We start from the raw sequence: 15,204 nt of genomic DNA, 5'->3' as shown, positions 1-15,204 counted from the left end.
ACAACTCAGCAGGTGTCCTCCGCGCCGACCGCGCATTCGTCGTTGCCCGGGCCGCCGTTGAGCACGTTCAGGCCGTTGCCGCCGTTCAGGTAGTCGTCGCCGTTCTCGCCGTAGACCCGGTCGCGACCGTTGTCGCCGTGCAGCTCGTCGTTGCCGTCGCCGCCGTAGACCTGGTCGTCGGCCTCACCGCCGTACGCGTGGTCGTCGCCCGCGTCGCCGCGGACCGTGTCGTTGTCGTTCTCGCCGTACACGTGGTCGTCGCCGTCGCCGCCGTTCACCTCGTCCAGCCCGTCGCCGCCGTACAGGTCGTCGGCCTGCTGGTCGCCGAAGACCCGGTCGTCGCCGCCGTGGCCGGAGAGCCGGTCCCGGCCGGTGCCGCCGTGCAGCTCGTCGTTGTCGAGGCCGCCGAAGAGCCGGTCCGCGCCGGCGTTGCCGTACAGGACGTCGGCCGACCCGTTGCCGTACAGGTAGTCGACGCCGTTGCCGCCGTGCATGGTGTCGGCGGCGGGACTGCCGTACACCCGGTCGTCGCCGTCCCCCAGATACAGGTGGGACGGAACGGTGGCGTTGTTACTGACCTGGTCGCGACCGGCGTAGGTGCGGATCAGGAGGTCCGTGATTCCGGCCGCGGAACATCGGACGACGTTGGTGTTGGCCATGAAGTGCTCGCAGCCGTTGCCGGGTTGCAGGCCGGCCAGGTCCTCGACGTAGACGTACTCCGCGGCCTGGTTGATCTTGATGGCGTTCTGGACGTCGTCGAGCGCGGCATACCGCAGCTGGGTGCCCACGACGCGCACCACGCCGTCCCCGGCGGCCTGCGCCGGGGTGCTGCCCGCCGCGACGGCCGCCCCGGCGACGACCAGCCCGGTCACCACCGATCTGGCGATTGATCTCGATCTCATGCTTCCGCTCCCCTCGTGACGGCCCGGTCGGGCCGATGCGGTGCCAGCACCGTAGGAGCGCGCTCCCCCGCCCGCATCATGAGATCCGACAGAGCCGCATTGACGACGGGCGGCAGCATATTATCTCGTTGCGGACTATCTGCTAATGTCCCTTACATGAGTGACAGCACCTACGGCCCCGGCCAAGGACCCAGCGCCCGCCCCCTCACCGACGACGAAGTGCTCGAGATCCTCGGCCGGCAGCCGTTCGGCGTGCTGGCGACCGTCAAACGCGACGGCCACCCGCACCTGGCCTCGATGGTCTTCACCTGGGACGCCGAGGAGCGGGTCATCCGGTTCTCCTCGGCCGAGGGGCGCATCAAGGTCACTCACCTGCGCCGCGACCCGCGCGCCACCCTGCACGTGCAGGGCGAGACCGTCTTCTCGTACGCCGTCGCGGAAGGCGAGGCACACGTGTCGGAGCCCAGCACGGACCCCGGCGACGCGACCGGCCGGGAACTGCTGGCCATGGCCGGCGGTCTCGGCAACCCCGCGGACGAGGCGGCGTTCCTCGCGCAGATGGTGGCGGACCGGCGCGTGGTGATCAGGCTGAAGGTGTCGCGCCTGCACGGGACCGCCCTGGACGGCCCCGTCAAAGGCTGACCGTGTCACCCGCGGATCAGTGTGAAGCCGCCGGGCAGCACCAAGGCCCGCGCGTTCGCACCGGCAGCGGTGACCCGGCCACGCCGGATCCCTGCCGCGTCGTAGGTCTCGATCACCGCCGGGCCGGGAACGCTCACGGTTCGTGGGGTGCGTGCGGCGCTGCGCAGCAGCGTCGTCTCGTGTCCGGCTCCGCCGATCACCAACCGCGACACCAGCGGCTCGAGCATCACCGCATCCAGCACGGCCTCGCCACCGGTCGCGGTGGCGACGAGATCGGTACGCCCGGACGCGATCTCCCCCACTGTCACCGGCAGCAACGCCCCGGGGGCCGGTGAAGCACCCTGCGCACCGATGTCACCGTGCCGCACCACCCCCAGCGACGACCAGTGGGTGACCGCCGCGCTGCCCGGCTGCAGGTCGGCGACCGGAAGCACCAGCCGCGGCTGGTCGGAAGCCGGCAACCGCCAGCGGATGCGGCCACCGGCCGGCATCCGGACATAGGCGCCACTGAACGACGACTCCCCCGTCCACGCCGACGGCGGCGTCACCACAGCGGCGCCACCACCGAGTTCGCCCTGCTCGGCCTCCACCGTGACCGACCCGGCGCGGTCCACGATGCGACCGCGGACGATCACGTCCGGTGCCGCGTCGAGCGCCAGCATGCTCAGCAGCCCGTGGATGGTCGACTCGGCGCCGGAGTTCCGGTTGACCGTGCCGTCCCCGGCGATCCCGTCGATGGTGCGCCCGGTCGCCGGATCGTAGGCGGGCACCCCGGCCGGGTTCGCCCCGAAATACCAGGCGGCGACGATCCCGGCGAGCCTGCGGAAACCGGTCCGGCCGGTCGCGTCGGCGACCGCGAGCAGCGACTGCAGCCGCGAGTCGACCCCGTAGGCGATCTGGGTGCGGTCGGTGCGGGTGGGCAGCCGGCCGTTGTCCGGGCCGCCGGAGGTGAGCAGCCACGGCGTGAAGACCGCCGAGTCGGTGATCGCCGGTCGGACCAGGGCAGGGTCGCCGAGGACCTGGCCGGCGCGGGCGAGCGCCGCCGGCATCTGCGATCCCCACGCGTGCCACAGCGACAACGACAGTGCCCACGGGCGTAGCGCGCCGAACGGCCACTCGCGCACGCCGCCGTCGGAGAGCGCGGCGATGCCCTCGGCGAACTGCCGCAACGCGCGCCGGGCTGCGCTCGTTCCACCCACTTCGGCGTACGCGCTGAGCCCGAGCACCGCCTCGGCAGTGGCGTCCGCCCCGTCCACGATCAGCCACGCGGGCGCCCGTTCGCCGTCGATGTGCAGCTGTTCGCCGTACCGGATCAGGGTTTGACGTTGCAGGGCGGCAATCGCGAGATCGAGCCGTTGCCGCAGGAAGGCCGCGAAATCGCGGTCGGAAGACCGCCAGGCCGCGTAGCCCTCGCCGAGCGCCCAGACCGTGCGGGCCAGCCAGTAGGACGGTCCGCTGTCGGACGGGTCGGGCAGTTCCGGCGGGTCGGCGCTGGGGTTGAGCGTGCCGTCCGGCTGCATCCACAGGACCACGTTGCCGGCGTTCGGGCCGGTCGCGGTCTGCAGATAGGTCAGGCCGCGCAGCAGCTCGTAGGACGCCTTCCGGCTGCTCGCGGCGCCGGTCTGCCGCCAGTGCCGCAGGTAGACCACGGCGGCGCGGGCGACGTCGTCGGCGTTGTAGGCGCCCTGCCCATACGTGTCGGTCGCGGGATCGTAGGCGCCGCCACCGATCCGGCGGTAGGTGCCGTCCGGGTTCGGTTCGGCGTAGGTCCAGAGCATCCCGACCGCGGGTGCTGAGGCGAGCCGGTAGGTGGTGTGGCCCTCCTGCGCGGGCGGGCTGACCTGTTCGCCGAGGAAATCCAGGTGGGCGAGGTTGGTCAGCGGCTCACGGGAGGCCGAGGCCGGGCTGGGGGTCAGCAGCGGAGCTGTCAGGGCGAGGCCGCTGCCGAACAGGACGGAACGACGTCTCATCGCGTTCTCCTTCGGTGAGCCGGTCCAGCCGCGCGACGCCGATCCGGGTGTCCGCCATGCCGTAGAAGACGTAGTGGACGCCGTCGACCTGCTCGATCGCGGTGGGGAAGACAACGTTGGGCACGGTGCCGTGATGCTCGTCCTCGGTCTGCGGGGCGAGGATGGGTTCGGCGGTGCGGGCCAGGACCCGGCCCGGGTCGCCCGGGTCGAGCAGCATGGCCCCGGCGGCGTAGCGGACGTCCTGGCCGGTCGGGTCCCAGCCGGGCGGGACATAGCCGGTGACGCCGTGGTGGATGAGCAGCCAGCCCTCGGGCACCCGCAGCGGCGGCGGGCCGGCACCGATCTTGAGTTCCTCGTAGTCGTATTCGGACAGCGCGACGCAGCGGTGCTGCCGCAGCCGGACCAGCGCGGTGATGTCGGCCTGCACCTCGTCGGCCGGCACGTAGGAGATCCAGATGCCGGCCCGCTCGTCGGTGATCCCGGCCGGCAGGTGCACGCCCTCGCCGGTGCGGACCCAGCTGAGGTCCCACATCGGGCGGTGCAGCATCGCGTAGCTGGGCCGGCCGTCGGGTCCGGGCACCGGTTCGGCGAAGAACACCGCGTCCTTGTTGGGGAACAGGTTGAGGTCGGTGTCGAGATCGGGCTGGTAGGCGAAGTGGACCGGGCCGAGCCGCTGCCACGACTGCAGGTCGGTGGAGACGGCCAGGGCCAGACGCGGGCCGAGCGGCCCGTAGGCGACGTAGGTCATCAGGTGCCGGCCCAGCGCCGGCACCCAGGTGGTGCGCGGGTCCTCGACGCCGGCGTTGGCCAGGCCGCGCTCCCAGCCTTCGTCCGGCGCGAGCACGACACCGCGGCGGTGCACCCCGACGGGTACGCCGTCGCGCAGTTCGACCTCGGCCAGCCCGACCCGGGAGACGTTGCCGGCCGCGACCAGCCGCGGCAGCAGGTGCAGCCGCCCGTCCGGGGTTCGCCCACTCGCCGGATTGAGTACGCCTTCGGATTCGAGGGGGTCGCCGGGGTCGGGTGTCATCACTGTGCCGAGGCGGGTCAGCGCGTACGGAACATGGGTTTTGATCGGCATGTCAGCCTTTCACCCCCGAACTGAGGTCGCTGGAGACGAACTGGCGCTGGAAGGCGATGAACAACGCGACCGCCGGGGCGGCCAGCACGCAGGCCCCGGCGAGGATCGCGCCGAACGGGTTGGCGGCCCGCGACGCCACATTGCTGAGGTAGTTCGCGAGAGAGACCGCGAGTGGCTGCATGTCGGCCTGTTTGGTGATCAGGAACGGCCACAGGAACTCGTTCCACGGCCCGATGAAGGTCAGCAGCACCGCGGTCAGCAGCGCGGGCTTGACCAGCGGCAACGCGACCGACCACAGGATCCGCACCTCGCCGGCGCCGTCCAGGCGGGCGGCGGAGAACAGGTCGTCGGGCAGTTGCAGGAAGAACTGGCGGAAGATGAACACCGCCGTCGTGTTGATCGCGAACGGCAGGATCATGCCGAGGTACGAGTCGGCCAGGCCGTAGCCGCGCACGATCAACACGTAGAGCGGGATCAGCAGCAGCTGGAACGGGATCACCTGGACCAGCAGGACCAGGACGAAAAGGGTGCCGCCGCCACGGAACCGCAGCCGGGCGAGGGCGTATCCGGCGAGCACCCCGAACACGACCGTGCCGAGCAGCACGCCGCCGGTGAAGATGCCCGAGTTGACCAGCGAGCCGAGCAGGTCGACCCGCGAGTTGATGTCGGCATAGTTGTCCAGGGTCAGCCCGGAGGTGGGGAACGCGCCGCGCACCGTGGTGTCCGGCTCGGCCTGCAACGAGCCGATCAGCATGTAGTAGAAGGGGAACAGGAACGCCAGCGCGCCGGCGAACAGCACGACATAGCGCAGCACTGCGGGCCCTCGCATGTCAGTCCCTCTCGATCAGCCGGCGGTTGATGAAGGCGACGATCAGTACGCCGATGACCAGCAGCACGCCCAGGGCGGCGGCGAAGTCGGGTTCGCCCTGCTGCAGGCCGCGCTGGTACATGACCAGCACCGGGGACGCGGACGAGCCGTTCGGGCCGCCATTGCCGGTCAGCAGGTACGGCTCGGTGAACAGGTTGGCGCCGGTGATCAGCGCCAGGATCACCACGAGCGCGGTCGCCGGGCGGACCGCGGGCACGGTCACCGACCAGAACCGGCTCCACGCGCCGGCGCCGTCGACCGACGCCGACTCGTAGAGCTCCTTGGACACGTTCTGCAGGGCGGCCAGGTAGAGCAGGATGAAGAACCCGAGCTGTTTCCAGGTCACGAACAGCGCAATCACCGGCATCGCGAGACTCTCGTTGACCAGCCAGGACGGGTCCGGCGCGAGCGGGCCGAGCACGGTGTTGACCAGGCCCTCGGAGTTGAACAGGAACAGCCAGACACCGACGACGGCGACGCTGGCCGTCACGTACGGGACGTAGAAGGCGACCCGCAGGAACGTGCGGGCGTGCACGGCCTTGTTCAGGGCGACCGCCAGCAGCAGCGCCAGGCCGGTGGTCAACGGCACGTTGATGACCAGGAAGACGCCGATGTTGCCGAACGCCTGGCGCACGCCCGGGTCGGTGAGCACCGCCCGGTAGTTGTCCAGGCCGATGAACGGGTGCTCGACGATCGCGCCGGGCGCGGCGAAGAAGTAGTCGTGGAAGCTCATCCAGATCGCGAACCCGAACGGGTAGGCGAAGATCACCGCGAGGTACACGGCGTACGGTGCGGCCAGGATCATGCCGACCGGGTGGCGGCCGAGGACGGCCGTCTTCATGAGCCGCTGGCCAGCTGGTCCACCTTCTGCGCGGCGTTGTTGAAGGCGTCCGGCACGGGCTCCTTGCCGAAGATCACCGATGCCGTGTACGCGTCCCGGAAGGCCTGCCAGATCGCGACCGAGTTCGGCACGTTCGGGACCTCCACGGTCCGGCCGGCGAGGTCGGCGAACTGCTGGTAGGCGGGGTTCTTCGCGAAGTAGTCCGGGTACGCGGCCGCCAGATCGGCACGCAACGGCATCTGCCCGGTCCTGCTCAGCAGCTCACCGTCCTGCTCCTTGCTGGTGGCGAACTTCAGCACCTCCCAGGCGGTCGCCCGGTTCTGGCAGGCGCTGTACATCGCCACGTTCTTCGCGTCGCTGAACGTGGTGATCTGGTCGGCCGGCTTGCCCGCCGAGGTGGGCACCGGCACCGCGCCCCACTTCACCTTGTCGCCGTAGACCGCGATCGCCCACGGGCCGACGATCGCCATGGCCGCCTTCTCGTCGGCGAACGAGTCGCCGTTGTACGGCTCCTTCGGCGCCAGCCCTTCGTCGTACAGGGTCTTCCAGAACGCCGCGACCTGCTCCCCCTCGGGACTGTTGAACTGCGCCTTGCTGTCCTCGACGAGCTGCTTGCCGGTCTCGGCGGCGAACAGCGGATAGAAGTCGAACCAGGACTGGAAGAAGTCGGCGGCCGGCGACGGGTAGATCGCGGCCGGCGCGGCGCCGGACGACTTGATCTTGCGGGCGGCGGTCAGGAACTCGTCGTAGGTGGACAGCGCGGGCTTCTCCGCGTCCAGACCGGCCTTGGTGAAGATCTCCTTGTTGTAGAAGATCATGACCGGGTTGGACTTCCACGGCAGCTGGTAGAACTTGCCGTCCGGCGACTTGTACTGCTCCGCGGCGTCGCCGGTGCGCTCGGTGACGTACTGCGCGCCGCCGTCGAACTCGTCCAGCGCGACCAGACCGCCCTGCTTCTGGAACTGCGGCACCGCGGCCGGCGCGGTGTTGAAGATCAGGCACGGGGCGTTGCCGGCGGTGATCGCGGCGCCGATCACCTCCTCCGAGCTCTTGCCGGCCGGGATCTCCTGCGCGGTGATCGTCTGGTCGGCGTGTGCGCCGTTCCACGCCTCGACCATGGCCTTGCCCCAGGCCAGTTCCTCCTGGTTGTTGGAGAGCCAGATGGTGATCGGGCCGGTGGCGGCGTTCGCCTTCTCGGCGTCGCCACCGCCGCTGCCGTCGCAGCCGGCGGCGAGCACGAGAGTCAGGGACACGAGGACTGCCGGGAGCGTGCGTTTCATTTCTCCTCCGATGATCGTCCGGCGGGAGGTGGGGGTGCGGTGGAGGCCCGGACGACGAGCTGAGCAGCGGGAACGGCGACGTCGTCGACGGTCTCCCCGGCGATCAGGGCGAGCAGGGCCTCGGCGGCCGACCGGCCCCAGTGGTACGGGTCGGTGCGGACACTGGTGAGCGGCGGGGAGACGTACCCGGCCAGCTCGGTGTTGTCGAAACCGGTGACGGACAGCTGCGCCGGCACGGCGATGCCGTGCTCCAGCGCCACGGACAGCCCGGCGATGGCCATCAGATCGTTGGCATAGACGATCGCCGTGGGACGTTCGGCGGCTTCCAGCAGTGCTCGGGTGGCCTGCGCGCCACCGGCCGCCGTGAAGTCGGCCGCCACGACATCGGCGGCGGGCAGGCCGGCGTCGGCGAGCGCTTGTTCCCACGCCTGGCGGCGCACTGAGCCGTGCAGGAACCGGGCCGGGCCGGCGACGTGCGCGATCCGCCGGTGCCCCAGCTCGACCAGGTGGCGGACCGCGGCGGCGATGCCCGGCCGGTCGTCGACCAGCAGCGCCGGGAAGTCGCTGGGCACGTCGGGACGGGCGATCGTGACCGCCGGCATCCCGAGCTCCCGCAGCAGCGCGATCCGCGGGTCGGCGACCCGCAGGTCGAGCAGGAACACCCCGTCCACCCGGCCGGCGCCGGCCAGCTGCCGGTAACCGTCCTCCTCGGCGGCGGCGTCCGGCACCACCTGCAGCACGAGTGCCTGCCCGCGCTCGGACAGGGTCCGCTCGACGCCGGCGATGAAGGCGGGAAAGAACGGGTCGGCGCCGAGCAGCTCGGGTGGGCGGGCCAGGACCAGCCCGACGGCGAACGCGCGCGAGACCGACAGCGCGCGGGCCTGGTGGCTCGGTGTCCAGCCGAGGCTGCGGGCGGCGTCCAGGATCCGCTGCCGGGTGCCCTCGGCGATGCCCGGCCGTCCGTTGAGCACGAACGACACGGACCCTTTGGACACCCCGGCGGCGCGTGCGACATCACTGATCGTCGGGCGTTCCGGCCTGGTCATCGTTGACCTCCCGGCGGTTGCTAAACCGGTTTGAACGTCAACCTAAACCGGTTTGGACACCCCCGCAAACGGAAAGCGACGCTCGAGGCGAACGATTCCGTCGTCATCGGCGGAGGGCACCGACCGGTAGCCCTCGCTGTGGTAGAGGTCGATGTTGCGCAGGCTCTTGGCGCCGGTGAACAGCAGGATGCGGCGGCAGTCCGGCGGGGCGGCGGCTTCGGCGGTGCGGAGCAGCCAGCGGCCCAGACCCCTCCCTCGCAGGTCGGGCACGACGGCGAGCCGGCCCACGTGCCAGTCGGCGCCGACGCGGCGGGCCCGCACCATGCCCAGCAGCCGGCCGTCCCGCCAGAGGCCGATGGTGTGCCAGCTCGCCAGCCAATCACGCACCTCCTCCAGGGACTCGTGCAGGGCCGGAATGGCCATGGTCTCGTTGACGACGGCCTCCTCCACCCAGCAGCACCGCTGCAGCACCGTGACCTCCGGCGCGTCGTCGCTGGTCAGCTGCCTCACGTAGGACCCCGGCAGCGGTCCGGCTTCGCTTCGCGCGGCTTCTCGCATCGGCCGCAGGGCCTGGGACACGCGGACCAGTTCGTCGAGCAGACCGATGCCCGCCTGGTCACGGAGGGCGTCCGGGCGTACCCGGCCATCGTGGACAGCGTCGCCGATGCGCAGCGCGACCGTCGCGCCTAGCGGAACCAGGCGCAGGGTGGTGACCACCTGCTTGGCGTGCTGAACCGACCGGGTGCCCGCCGACGTGTGGCCGTAACTGACGAAGCCGATCGGCTTCCACGCCCATTCACGACTGAGATAGTCCAGCGCGTTCTTCAGCGCCGCCGGCATCCCGTAGTTGTATTCCGGAGTGACGGCGATGAATCCGTCCGCCGCGTCCACGATCGCACTCCACCTGCGGGTGTGCTCCTGCCGGTACATCCCCGACGACGGATGCTCCTCCTCATCCAGGAAGGGCAGATCCAGATCACTGAGAGCGATCGGTACGAGCTCCGCGCCCAACTCCGCGGCACGAGGAGTGATCGCCTCGATCAGCCACTCCCCCACCGCCGGGCCGAGGGCGCCGGGACGGGTGCTGCACATGATCACCAGGATGCGGACCGGTTTCGTTGACATGGAAACGAAGGCTAGATGCTAGGTTGTTTACATGTCAACGACGCGCTGGCTGAACCCCGACGAGGAGAAGGCATGGCGTGCCTTCCTGCGGGTGATGGTCGCCGTGCAGACCGGCACGGCCCGCGACCTGGCCGCGCTCGGCCTCTCCGACGCCGACTACGAGGTGCTGAGCACCCTGTCGGAGCAGCCCGGCCACACCAGCACCCTGGGGGCGCAGGCCGACAAGATGGGCTGGTCCCGCAGCCGGCTGTCCCGGCACGCCACCCGGATGGAAGCGCGCGGCCTCCTGCGCCGCGAGCCCGACCCGGCCGACGGCCGTGGCTGCCTTCTCGTCCTCACCGCGGAGGGTCTGGCCACTCTCGACAACGCCGCACCGGCCCACGTGGAGTCGGTCCGGCACCACTTCATCGACCGGCTCACCCCGGAAGATCTCCGCGCCGTCGAGCGGATAGCCCGGCACCTCGAAGTGAACTGACCGGGTCCCGCCGGCCCGGGTTCAACTCCAGGTGGGCCCCGGTGAAAGCGGCCCGCAGACGCCGGTCGTGCGTCACGACGACGAGCGAGCCGGGATAGTCGCTCAGCGCCTCCTCCAGGTCGTCCATCAGGTCCGGGGACAGGTGGTTGGTCGGCTCGTCCAGCAGCAGCAGATCGGCCGGTTCGCTGACCAGGCGGGCCAGCTCGATGCGGCGGCGCAGACCGGGCGAGAGACTGCTGACCGGCGCGGTGAGCCGGTCGGCGCGGAACAGCCCCAGCACGAGCAGCGCGTCGGCGTGGTCGGCCGGATCGCCCGGCCGGCCCGCCGCGAACGCCTCCAGGACGGTGCCCGGGCCCGACCCCAAGCCGTCCTGCTGACGCAGGTGACCGACACGCGCCGGCCTGCGGACTGTGCCCGTGTCGGGTTCCAGCTCGCCGGCCAGCACGCGCAGCAGCGTGGTCTTGCCGGCTCCGTTGGGGCCGGTGACCAGCAGCCGGGCGCCCGGTTCGACCCGCAGCGACTCGACGTGCAGGCGGTCGCCGACCCGTACGTCCGCCAGCTCCACCAACGGGCCCGCAGTCGCGCTGTCGGCGAGGTGGGCGGTGAACCGCAACGGGCTCGGCGGCGGCGGAACCGGGTCCGCCTGCAACCGCCGCAGCTGCTCACGGGCGCCGCGGATCCGGCTCATCGCCCCGTGCGCCCGCGACCTGGCACGGAACGCGCCCGCCCCACTGAACGCAGCCGGCGCTTTGCGCGGAATGGCAGCCAGGCGGTGCGCGTGGGAATCGGCCAGCTGCTCGTGGCGGGCGACGTCGGCGCGCCACTGCTCATACTCGCGTGCCCAGCGGGCTCTGGCCGCCGCCTTGGCGGCCACGAACCCGCGGTAGCCGTTGCCGTAGCGGCACACCGTACGCCGGTCGTGGTCCACCTCCACGATGGTCGAGGTGACCCGGTCCAGGAAGATCCGGTCGTGGGTGACCACGACCAGGGTCCCCCGGTGGTTGCGCAGGTGGTCCTCCAGCCAGGCGACGGCTTCGTCGTCCAGGTCGTTGGTCGGTTCGTCGAGGAGCAGCACCTCGGGGGCCGCGGCCAGGGTCGCAGCCAGCGCGAGCCGGGACCGCTGCCCGCCGGACAGGGTGCCCAGCGGCCGCCGGCGGTCCAGCCCGGGCAGGCCGAGCGCGGCGAGCATGATGTCGACCCGGTGGTCGGCGAGATATCCGTCGCGGGCCTCGAACCGGGCGATCAGGTCGGCATGAACGGCCAGCTCGGCGGGGGTGGCATCACCGAGCCGGAGCTCGGCGCGCCGGATCCGGGACTCCAGGTCCCGCAGGTCGGCCAGCGCGACGTCGACGGCGTCGCCGACGAGCGCGGTGTCCGGCAGCTGCAGGGTCTGCGCCAGATAGCCGACCCCGCCGGGCGCCACGACGGTGACCGAGCCGTTGCTGGGCTCGGTGCGCCCGGCCAGCAGGCGCAGCAGAGTGGACTTGCCGGAGCCGTTGTCGCCGATCACGCCGACCTTCTCGCCGGGCTTGACCGTGAGCGAGATCTCGTTCAGCACGATTTGGTCGTCGTATCGCTTGGTGACTCCGGACAGGACGAGCTGGGTGTCGGATGAGGGATGGCCGATACGCATGTGAGCGTCCTCCCGGAGCTAGCGAGACGAGACGGTCCGTCTCGTTACGACAGTGACGCTAGCCCGGACTCACTACGCTGGTCAAGACGAGACGTACCGTCTCGTACGTCACGCCGGGTTGATCTGCAGATCCCGGAAGGAGACCCGGAAGGGCGGCTCGGCGGACGCTCTGGCGGCGATACCGAGCACGAAACGGCCCGACTCGTACGTCGCCCCGTCCCACTGCCCGGTCTGCTCGCCGTCGCGGGTCAGCGTCAATTGCTCGCCCTTGGCGGTGATACCCACCGTCACCGGCGTGCCGACCTCGGCCGGGGTGGGATGCCGGAAGGTCTGCAGCTTCTTCAGATCGCCCGATTCCGGGACACCGTGCAGCAGCAGCGCGGTCTCCTGGGCACAGATCTGCACCAGGTAGCCGCCGTCACCGGGAAGGCCGGCGTGCTGCTCGAACCGCAGCCAGATGCCGGCACAACTGGCCGGGTTGTGCAGCGTCACCTTCACGGTGGCGGCGAAGTCGCTGAAGATGCGGCGCGTGCCCGGGCAGCGGAAGGTCCCCGCCTTCCCCTTCTTCACGACGAGTCCCCCGTCGATCTCGCAGGTGACCTTCTCGACCTTGTTCTCGTCGAAGGTCCAATTGCTCTCGTCCGTGGCGAGAGCATCCTGGAGCAGCGGCTCGGAGCCGCCTGGTGGGGGCCCGGTCGTGTCCGCGCCGGCCGCGGTGTCGCTGTCGCTCGTCCCTGGCAGCCGGATCTCGCCATAGACCACGCCGGCGAGCAGCACCAGAGCCAGCACCGCGACAGCGGCGAAAACCGGCGCGAGCATCCGTGTCCAGGGACGCTTCGAGGGCCGGTGCGGCACATAGGTGGTCGCCACCGGAGGCATCGGTACGGCCGGAGCCTGCACCGGTGCGGCCTGGCCCAGGACGTGCGGGCGGGTGGGCGGCACCGGGCTCTGAGCAGGCAGCCGAGTCGGTGCCGAGCTTTGGCCGGACTGCCGGGCCGGCGCCGGGCCCGGGCTTCGGGCGGGCAGCCGGGTCGTCACCACGCCCAGGTCCGCCGGGTCCGGGACCGGGTGCATGTCAGTGGCGGCCCGCGCCTCGGCGACCGCCTCGCGCAGTGCAGGCTGCCGGTCCAGGACCGCGGCCGGGCTGCCGGCCCGGTGCGGCGTCATGGTGAGCAGCCGATCCAGCACCTCCCGCGCGGACGGCCGCTGCGCCGGATCCTTCGCCAGAGTCTGCTCGACCAGGCCGCGCAGCGGTTCGGCCAGTCCGTCGAGGTCCGGCTCACCGGTGAGGATGCGCACCGCGACGATGTGCGGCATGTCGGCGGCGAACGGGGTCCGTCCGGTGCCGGCGTACGCGACGACGGCGCCCCAGGCGAAGATGTCAGCCGCCGGCGTGACCTGCTGCCGGGGTCCCGGTTCCAGCCGCTCCGGCGCCATGTAGGTGACGGTGCCGACCATCTGATCGGTACGCGTCGGACCGTCGACAGCCTGCGCCGCGCGGGCGATGCCGAAGTCGATCACCTTCGGGCTGCCCGGCGCCAGCAGCACGTTGCTGGGCTTGAGGTCCCGGTGGATCACCCCGGCGCCGTGGATCGCGGTCAGCGCGGTGGCCACCCCGATCGCCACGCCGTGCAGGTTGCCCGGGGTGAGCGGCCCCTGCTCCGCGACGACCGCGGCCAGGCTGGGCCCGTCGACATACTCGACCACCAGGTACGGCGTCTCGTGATCGGGATCGGCGTCGAGCACCTCGGCCGTACAGAACGGCGGCACCTCCCGGGCCCGCTGCACCTCGCTGCGGAACCGGCTGCGGAACTCGTGCTGGTGCGCCAGATCAGCCCGAATGATCTTGACCGCGACCTTGCGGTCGGACGGGTCGGTCGCCAGGTAGACACAGCCCATGCCGCCTTCACCGAGCCGGCCGATCAGCTGGTAGGGCCCGACCCGGAGCGGATCACCCGGCCGCAGAGCCTGCCCCGCCCCCGTCATGCCGCCCCCGAGCAGTGCCGGCCGGCGCGAACGCCGACCCTCACAGCTGTGCACACTGGCTCTTCCCCCGTCTCCTTGCGCGAGCCAGAAGCTAGCACACCTTCGATCCCTGTTCCTGCTCGTCAGGACGCCACCCGCACCCGTCGGCAGGCCATGCTGACATCACCTGGAATGCTCACGGAACGCTCATTTCGCGGCGATCGCCCTAGAGTGTCCGCGATGGAGGACCCCGTGCCGTTCAACACGGCGGAAGTGGCCACGTTGCACTCGCAGCTGTCAGGCGTGCTCGCGGCCTTCTCCGCCATGGTGTTCCCAGCGCTCGGCAACAGTTTCCATCCTTCGGACGGGCTGCTGGTGAGCCTGCTGATCTTCGCCTTCGTGGCTCTGGCGATCTTCTCGGCGATCACGGTCGTGACGTTGAGCCGGGTGGCCGGTCGCGCCGACCGGCGGCAACCCGGCGCCTACACGCCGGCGGCACCGTCGAGGGTGACCGGCTGAGGGCCGAGGACCGAGAGGAGCTGGAGCTTCTCGTGGCTCTCGGTGCCGGGGACGGCGGTGTAGACGAGGAGCGCGTGGGACTGGGCCGGGTCGAGCAGGGTCTGGCAGGTCAGCTCCAGCAGGCCGAGCGCCGGGTGGAGGAAGCGTTTGGTCTCGTTGAAGCGGACGCCGATCTCATGGTCGTCCCAGACCCGGCGGAACTCCTCGCTGCGGGCGTACAGCAGCTGTTGCAGGTGGGCCGCCCACGAGTCGGGGCCGCGGCGCGTAACGGTCTCGCGCAGGCCGGAGGCGAAGACGCGGGAGTGCAGGGCGTGGTCGTCCGGGTGGTACTGGGCTCGGGTGGCCGGGTCGGTGAACCAGCGGTAGCCGATGCTGCGGGCCGGGCCGGTGTGCCGGGTGAGGTCGCCGGTCAGGGCGACACCCAGCGGGGTCTGGCGCAGCGTCTCGCCGAGCTCGGTGACGACCTCGGCGGGGGTGTCCGCGAGCCGGTCGAGGATGCGCAGCAGGCCGGGGCTGATGTGTTCGCTGGTCGAGCCGCGCGACGGCGGGTGGTGGCCGGCGAGGCGGAACAGGTGGTCGCGTTCGTCGAGGGACAGGTGCAGGCCCTGTGCGATCGAGGCGATCATCTGCTCGGAGGGGTGCGATCCGCGTTCGCGTTCCAGCCGGCTGTAGTAGTCGGCGGAGATGAAGCAGAGCGTGGCGACCTCTTCGCGGCGCAGGCCCGAGGTTCGGCGCCGCTGCCCGCGCGGGAGGCCGACGTCCTCCGGCTGGAGCGACTCCCGCCGGCGGCGCAGGAACTCGGCGAGCCCCGCTCGATCGATCATCTGGTTTCCTCCCGGGTCTGCTTCGTTCTATCA

14 protein-coding genes are annotated in these 15,204 nt (G+C 71.1%); 3 read left to right on the top strand and 11 right to left on the bottom strand.

The genetic code is table 11. The features are described from left to right. Positions 1–5: 5 nt before the first annotated feature. Positions 6–902: a calcium-binding protein gene (locus OHA21_RS52380; RefSeq protein ID WP_328468671.1), complete on the bottom strand. Its 897-nt coding sequence runs from the start codon at positions 900–902 to the stop codon at positions 6–8. 156 nt (positions 903–1,058) lie between these two features. On the opposite strand from OHA21_RS52380, the gene OHA21_RS52375 reads away from it, so the two are divergent. Further along, a complete protein-coding gene (locus OHA21_RS52375) occupies positions 1,059–1,544 on the top strand; it encodes a PPOX class F420-dependent oxidoreductase (protein WP_328468669.1) in 486 nt (161 codons plus the stop codon). A gap of 5 nt (positions 1,545–1,549) precedes the next feature. Here OHA21_RS52375 and OHA21_RS52370 read toward each other — a convergent pair whose 3' ends face one another. Genes OHA21_RS52370 through OHA21_RS52340 form a run of 7 tightly spaced genes read right to left on the bottom strand, consistent with a single transcriptional unit; the run spans position 1,550 to position 9,755 of the window. Continuing rightward, positions 1,550–3,514: a hypothetical protein gene (locus OHA21_RS52370; protein WP_328468667.1), complete on the bottom strand. Its 1,965-nt coding sequence runs from the start codon at positions 3,512–3,514 to the stop codon at positions 1,550–1,552. Next, on the bottom strand, positions 3,429–4,595 hold the full coding sequence (locus tag OHA21_RS52365) for a glycoside hydrolase family 130 protein (protein ID WP_328468665.1): 1,167 nt from the start codon (positions 4,593–4,595) through the stop codon (positions 3,429–3,431). The genes OHA21_RS52370 and OHA21_RS52365 overlap by 86 nt, the downstream gene beginning before the upstream one ends. Before the next feature lies 1 nt (position 4,596). Beyond that, positions 4,597–5,424, bottom strand: coding sequence for a carbohydrate ABC transporter permease (locus OHA21_RS52360; protein WP_328468663.1), 828 nt, complete (start codon positions 5,422–5,424; stop codon positions 4,597–4,599). A gap of 1 nt (position 5,425) precedes the next feature. Then, positions 5,426–6,304 carry a carbohydrate ABC transporter permease gene (locus tag OHA21_RS52355; RefSeq protein ID WP_328468660.1) on the bottom strand — a complete coding sequence of 293 codons (879 nt, stop codon included), beginning with the start codon at positions 6,302–6,304 and terminating at the stop codon, positions 5,426–5,428. After that, positions 6,301–7,584, bottom strand: coding sequence for an ABC transporter substrate-binding protein (locus OHA21_RS52350; RefSeq protein WP_328468658.1), 1,284 nt, complete (start codon positions 7,582–7,584; stop codon positions 6,301–6,303). The genes OHA21_RS52355 and OHA21_RS52350 overlap by 4 nt, the downstream gene beginning before the upstream one ends. Further along, positions 7,581–8,630 carry a LacI family DNA-binding transcriptional regulator gene (locus OHA21_RS52345; RefSeq protein ID WP_328468656.1) on the bottom strand — a complete coding sequence of 350 codons (1,050 nt, stop codon included), beginning with the start codon at positions 8,628–8,630 and terminating at the stop codon, positions 7,581–7,583. The genes OHA21_RS52350 and OHA21_RS52345 overlap by 4 nt, the downstream gene beginning before the upstream one ends. A gap of 42 nt (positions 8,631–8,672) precedes the next feature. After that, positions 8,673–9,755 (bottom strand): bifunctional NAD(P)H-dependent oxidoreductase/GNAT family N-acetyltransferase, encoded by a 1,083-nt coding sequence (locus tag OHA21_RS52340; RefSeq protein WP_328468654.1) that lies wholly within the window; start codon positions 9,753–9,755, stop codon positions 8,673–8,675. Positions 9,756–9,786: 31 nt separating this feature from the next. On the opposite strand from OHA21_RS52340, the gene OHA21_RS52335 reads away from it, so the two are divergent. Beyond that, a complete protein-coding gene (locus OHA21_RS52335) occupies positions 9,787–10,230 on the top strand; it encodes a MarR family winged helix-turn-helix transcriptional regulator (protein WP_328468652.1) in 444 nt (147 codons plus the stop codon). Here OHA21_RS52335 and abc-f read toward each other — a convergent pair. Further along, complete coding sequence (gene abc-f, locus OHA21_RS52330; RefSeq protein ID WP_328468650.1) at positions 10,172–11,863, bottom strand: ribosomal protection-like ABC-F family protein; 1,692 nt, start codon at positions 11,861–11,863, stop codon at positions 10,172–10,174. The genes OHA21_RS52335 and abc-f overlap by 59 nt on opposite strands. A gap of 108 nt (positions 11,864–11,971) precedes the next feature. Next, positions 11,972–13,849: a protein kinase domain-containing protein gene (locus tag OHA21_RS52325; RefSeq protein ID WP_328468648.1), complete on the bottom strand. Its 1,878-nt coding sequence runs from the start codon at positions 13,847–13,849 to the stop codon at positions 11,972–11,974. A 219-nt stretch (positions 13,850–14,068) separates the two neighbouring features. On the opposite strand from OHA21_RS52325, the gene OHA21_RS52320 reads away from it, so the two are divergent. Beyond that, entirely contained in the window at positions 14,069–14,347 is a 279-nt protein-coding gene (locus OHA21_RS52320; RefSeq protein ID WP_328468646.1) for a hypothetical protein, read from the top strand. On the opposite strand, the gene OHA21_RS52315 is transcribed toward OHA21_RS52320, so the two are convergent. Then, entirely contained in the window at positions 14,311–15,171 is an 861-nt protein-coding gene (locus OHA21_RS52315) for a helix-turn-helix transcriptional regulator (RefSeq protein ID WP_328468644.1), read from the bottom strand. The genes OHA21_RS52320 and OHA21_RS52315 overlap by 37 nt on opposite strands. Positions 15,172–15,204: the final 33 nt, after the last annotated feature.

The organism is Actinoplanes sp. NBC_00393 (assembly GCF_036053395.1).
Lineage (GTDB): Bacteria > Actinomycetota > Actinomycetes > Mycobacteriales > Micromonosporaceae > Actinoplanes.
The sequence above is the reverse complement of the archived record's forward strand: the minus strand, read 5'-3'. Positions and strand labels throughout refer to the sequence as shown.

What these genes read in the sequence shown, in the direction of transcription:
- OHA21_RS52380 (WP_328468671.1), bottom strand. Translation starts at nt 902, where the DNA reads ATGAGATCGAGATCAATCGCCAGATCGGTGGTGACCGGGCTGGTCGTC.
- OHA21_RS52375 (WP_328468669.1), top strand. Translation starts at nt 1,059, where the DNA reads ATGAGTGACAGCACCTACGGCCCCGGCCAAGGACCCAGCGCCCGCCCC.
- OHA21_RS52370 (WP_328468667.1), bottom strand. Translation starts at nt 3,514, where the DNA reads ATGAGACGTCGTTCCGTCCTGTTCGGCAGCGGCCTCGCCCTGACAGCT.
- OHA21_RS52365 (WP_328468665.1), bottom strand. Translation starts at nt 4,595, where the DNA reads ATGCCGATCAAAACCCATGTTCCGTACGCGCTGACCCGCCTCGGCACA.
- OHA21_RS52360 (WP_328468663.1), bottom strand. Translation starts at nt 5,424, where the DNA reads ATGCGAGGGCCCGCAGTGCTGCGCTATGTCGTGCTGTTCGCCGGCGCG.
- OHA21_RS52355 (WP_328468660.1), bottom strand. Translation starts at nt 6,304, where the DNA reads ATGAAGACGGCCGTCCTCGGCCGCCACCCGGTCGGCATGATCCTGGCC.
- OHA21_RS52350 (WP_328468658.1), bottom strand. Translation starts at nt 7,584, where the DNA reads ATGAAACGCACGCTCCCGGCAGTCCTCGTGTCCCTGACTCTCGTGCTC.
- OHA21_RS52345 (WP_328468656.1), bottom strand. Translation starts at nt 8,630, where the DNA reads ATGACCAGGCCGGAACGCCCGACGATCAGTGATGTCGCACGCGCCGCC.
- OHA21_RS52340 (WP_328468654.1), bottom strand. Translation starts at nt 9,755, where the DNA reads ATGTCAACGAAACCGGTCCGCATCCTGGTGATCATGTGCAGCACCCGT.
- OHA21_RS52335 (WP_328468652.1), top strand. Translation starts at nt 9,787, where the DNA reads ATGTCAACGACGCGCTGGCTGAACCCCGACGAGGAGAAGGCATGGCGT.
- abc-f (WP_328468650.1), bottom strand. Translation starts at nt 11,863, where the DNA reads ATGCGTATCGGCCATCCCTCATCCGACACCCAGCTCGTCCTGTCCGGA.
- OHA21_RS52325 (WP_328468648.1), bottom strand. Translation starts at nt 13,849, where the DNA reads ATGACGGGGGCGGGGCAGGCTCTGCGGCCGGGTGATCCGCTCCGGGTC.
- OHA21_RS52320 (WP_328468646.1), top strand. Translation starts at nt 14,069, where the DNA reads ATGGAGGACCCCGTGCCGTTCAACACGGCGGAAGTGGCCACGTTGCAC.
- OHA21_RS52315 (WP_328468644.1), bottom strand. Translation starts at nt 15,171, where the DNA reads ATGATCGATCGAGCGGGGCTCGCCGAGTTCCTGCGCCGCCGGCGGGAG.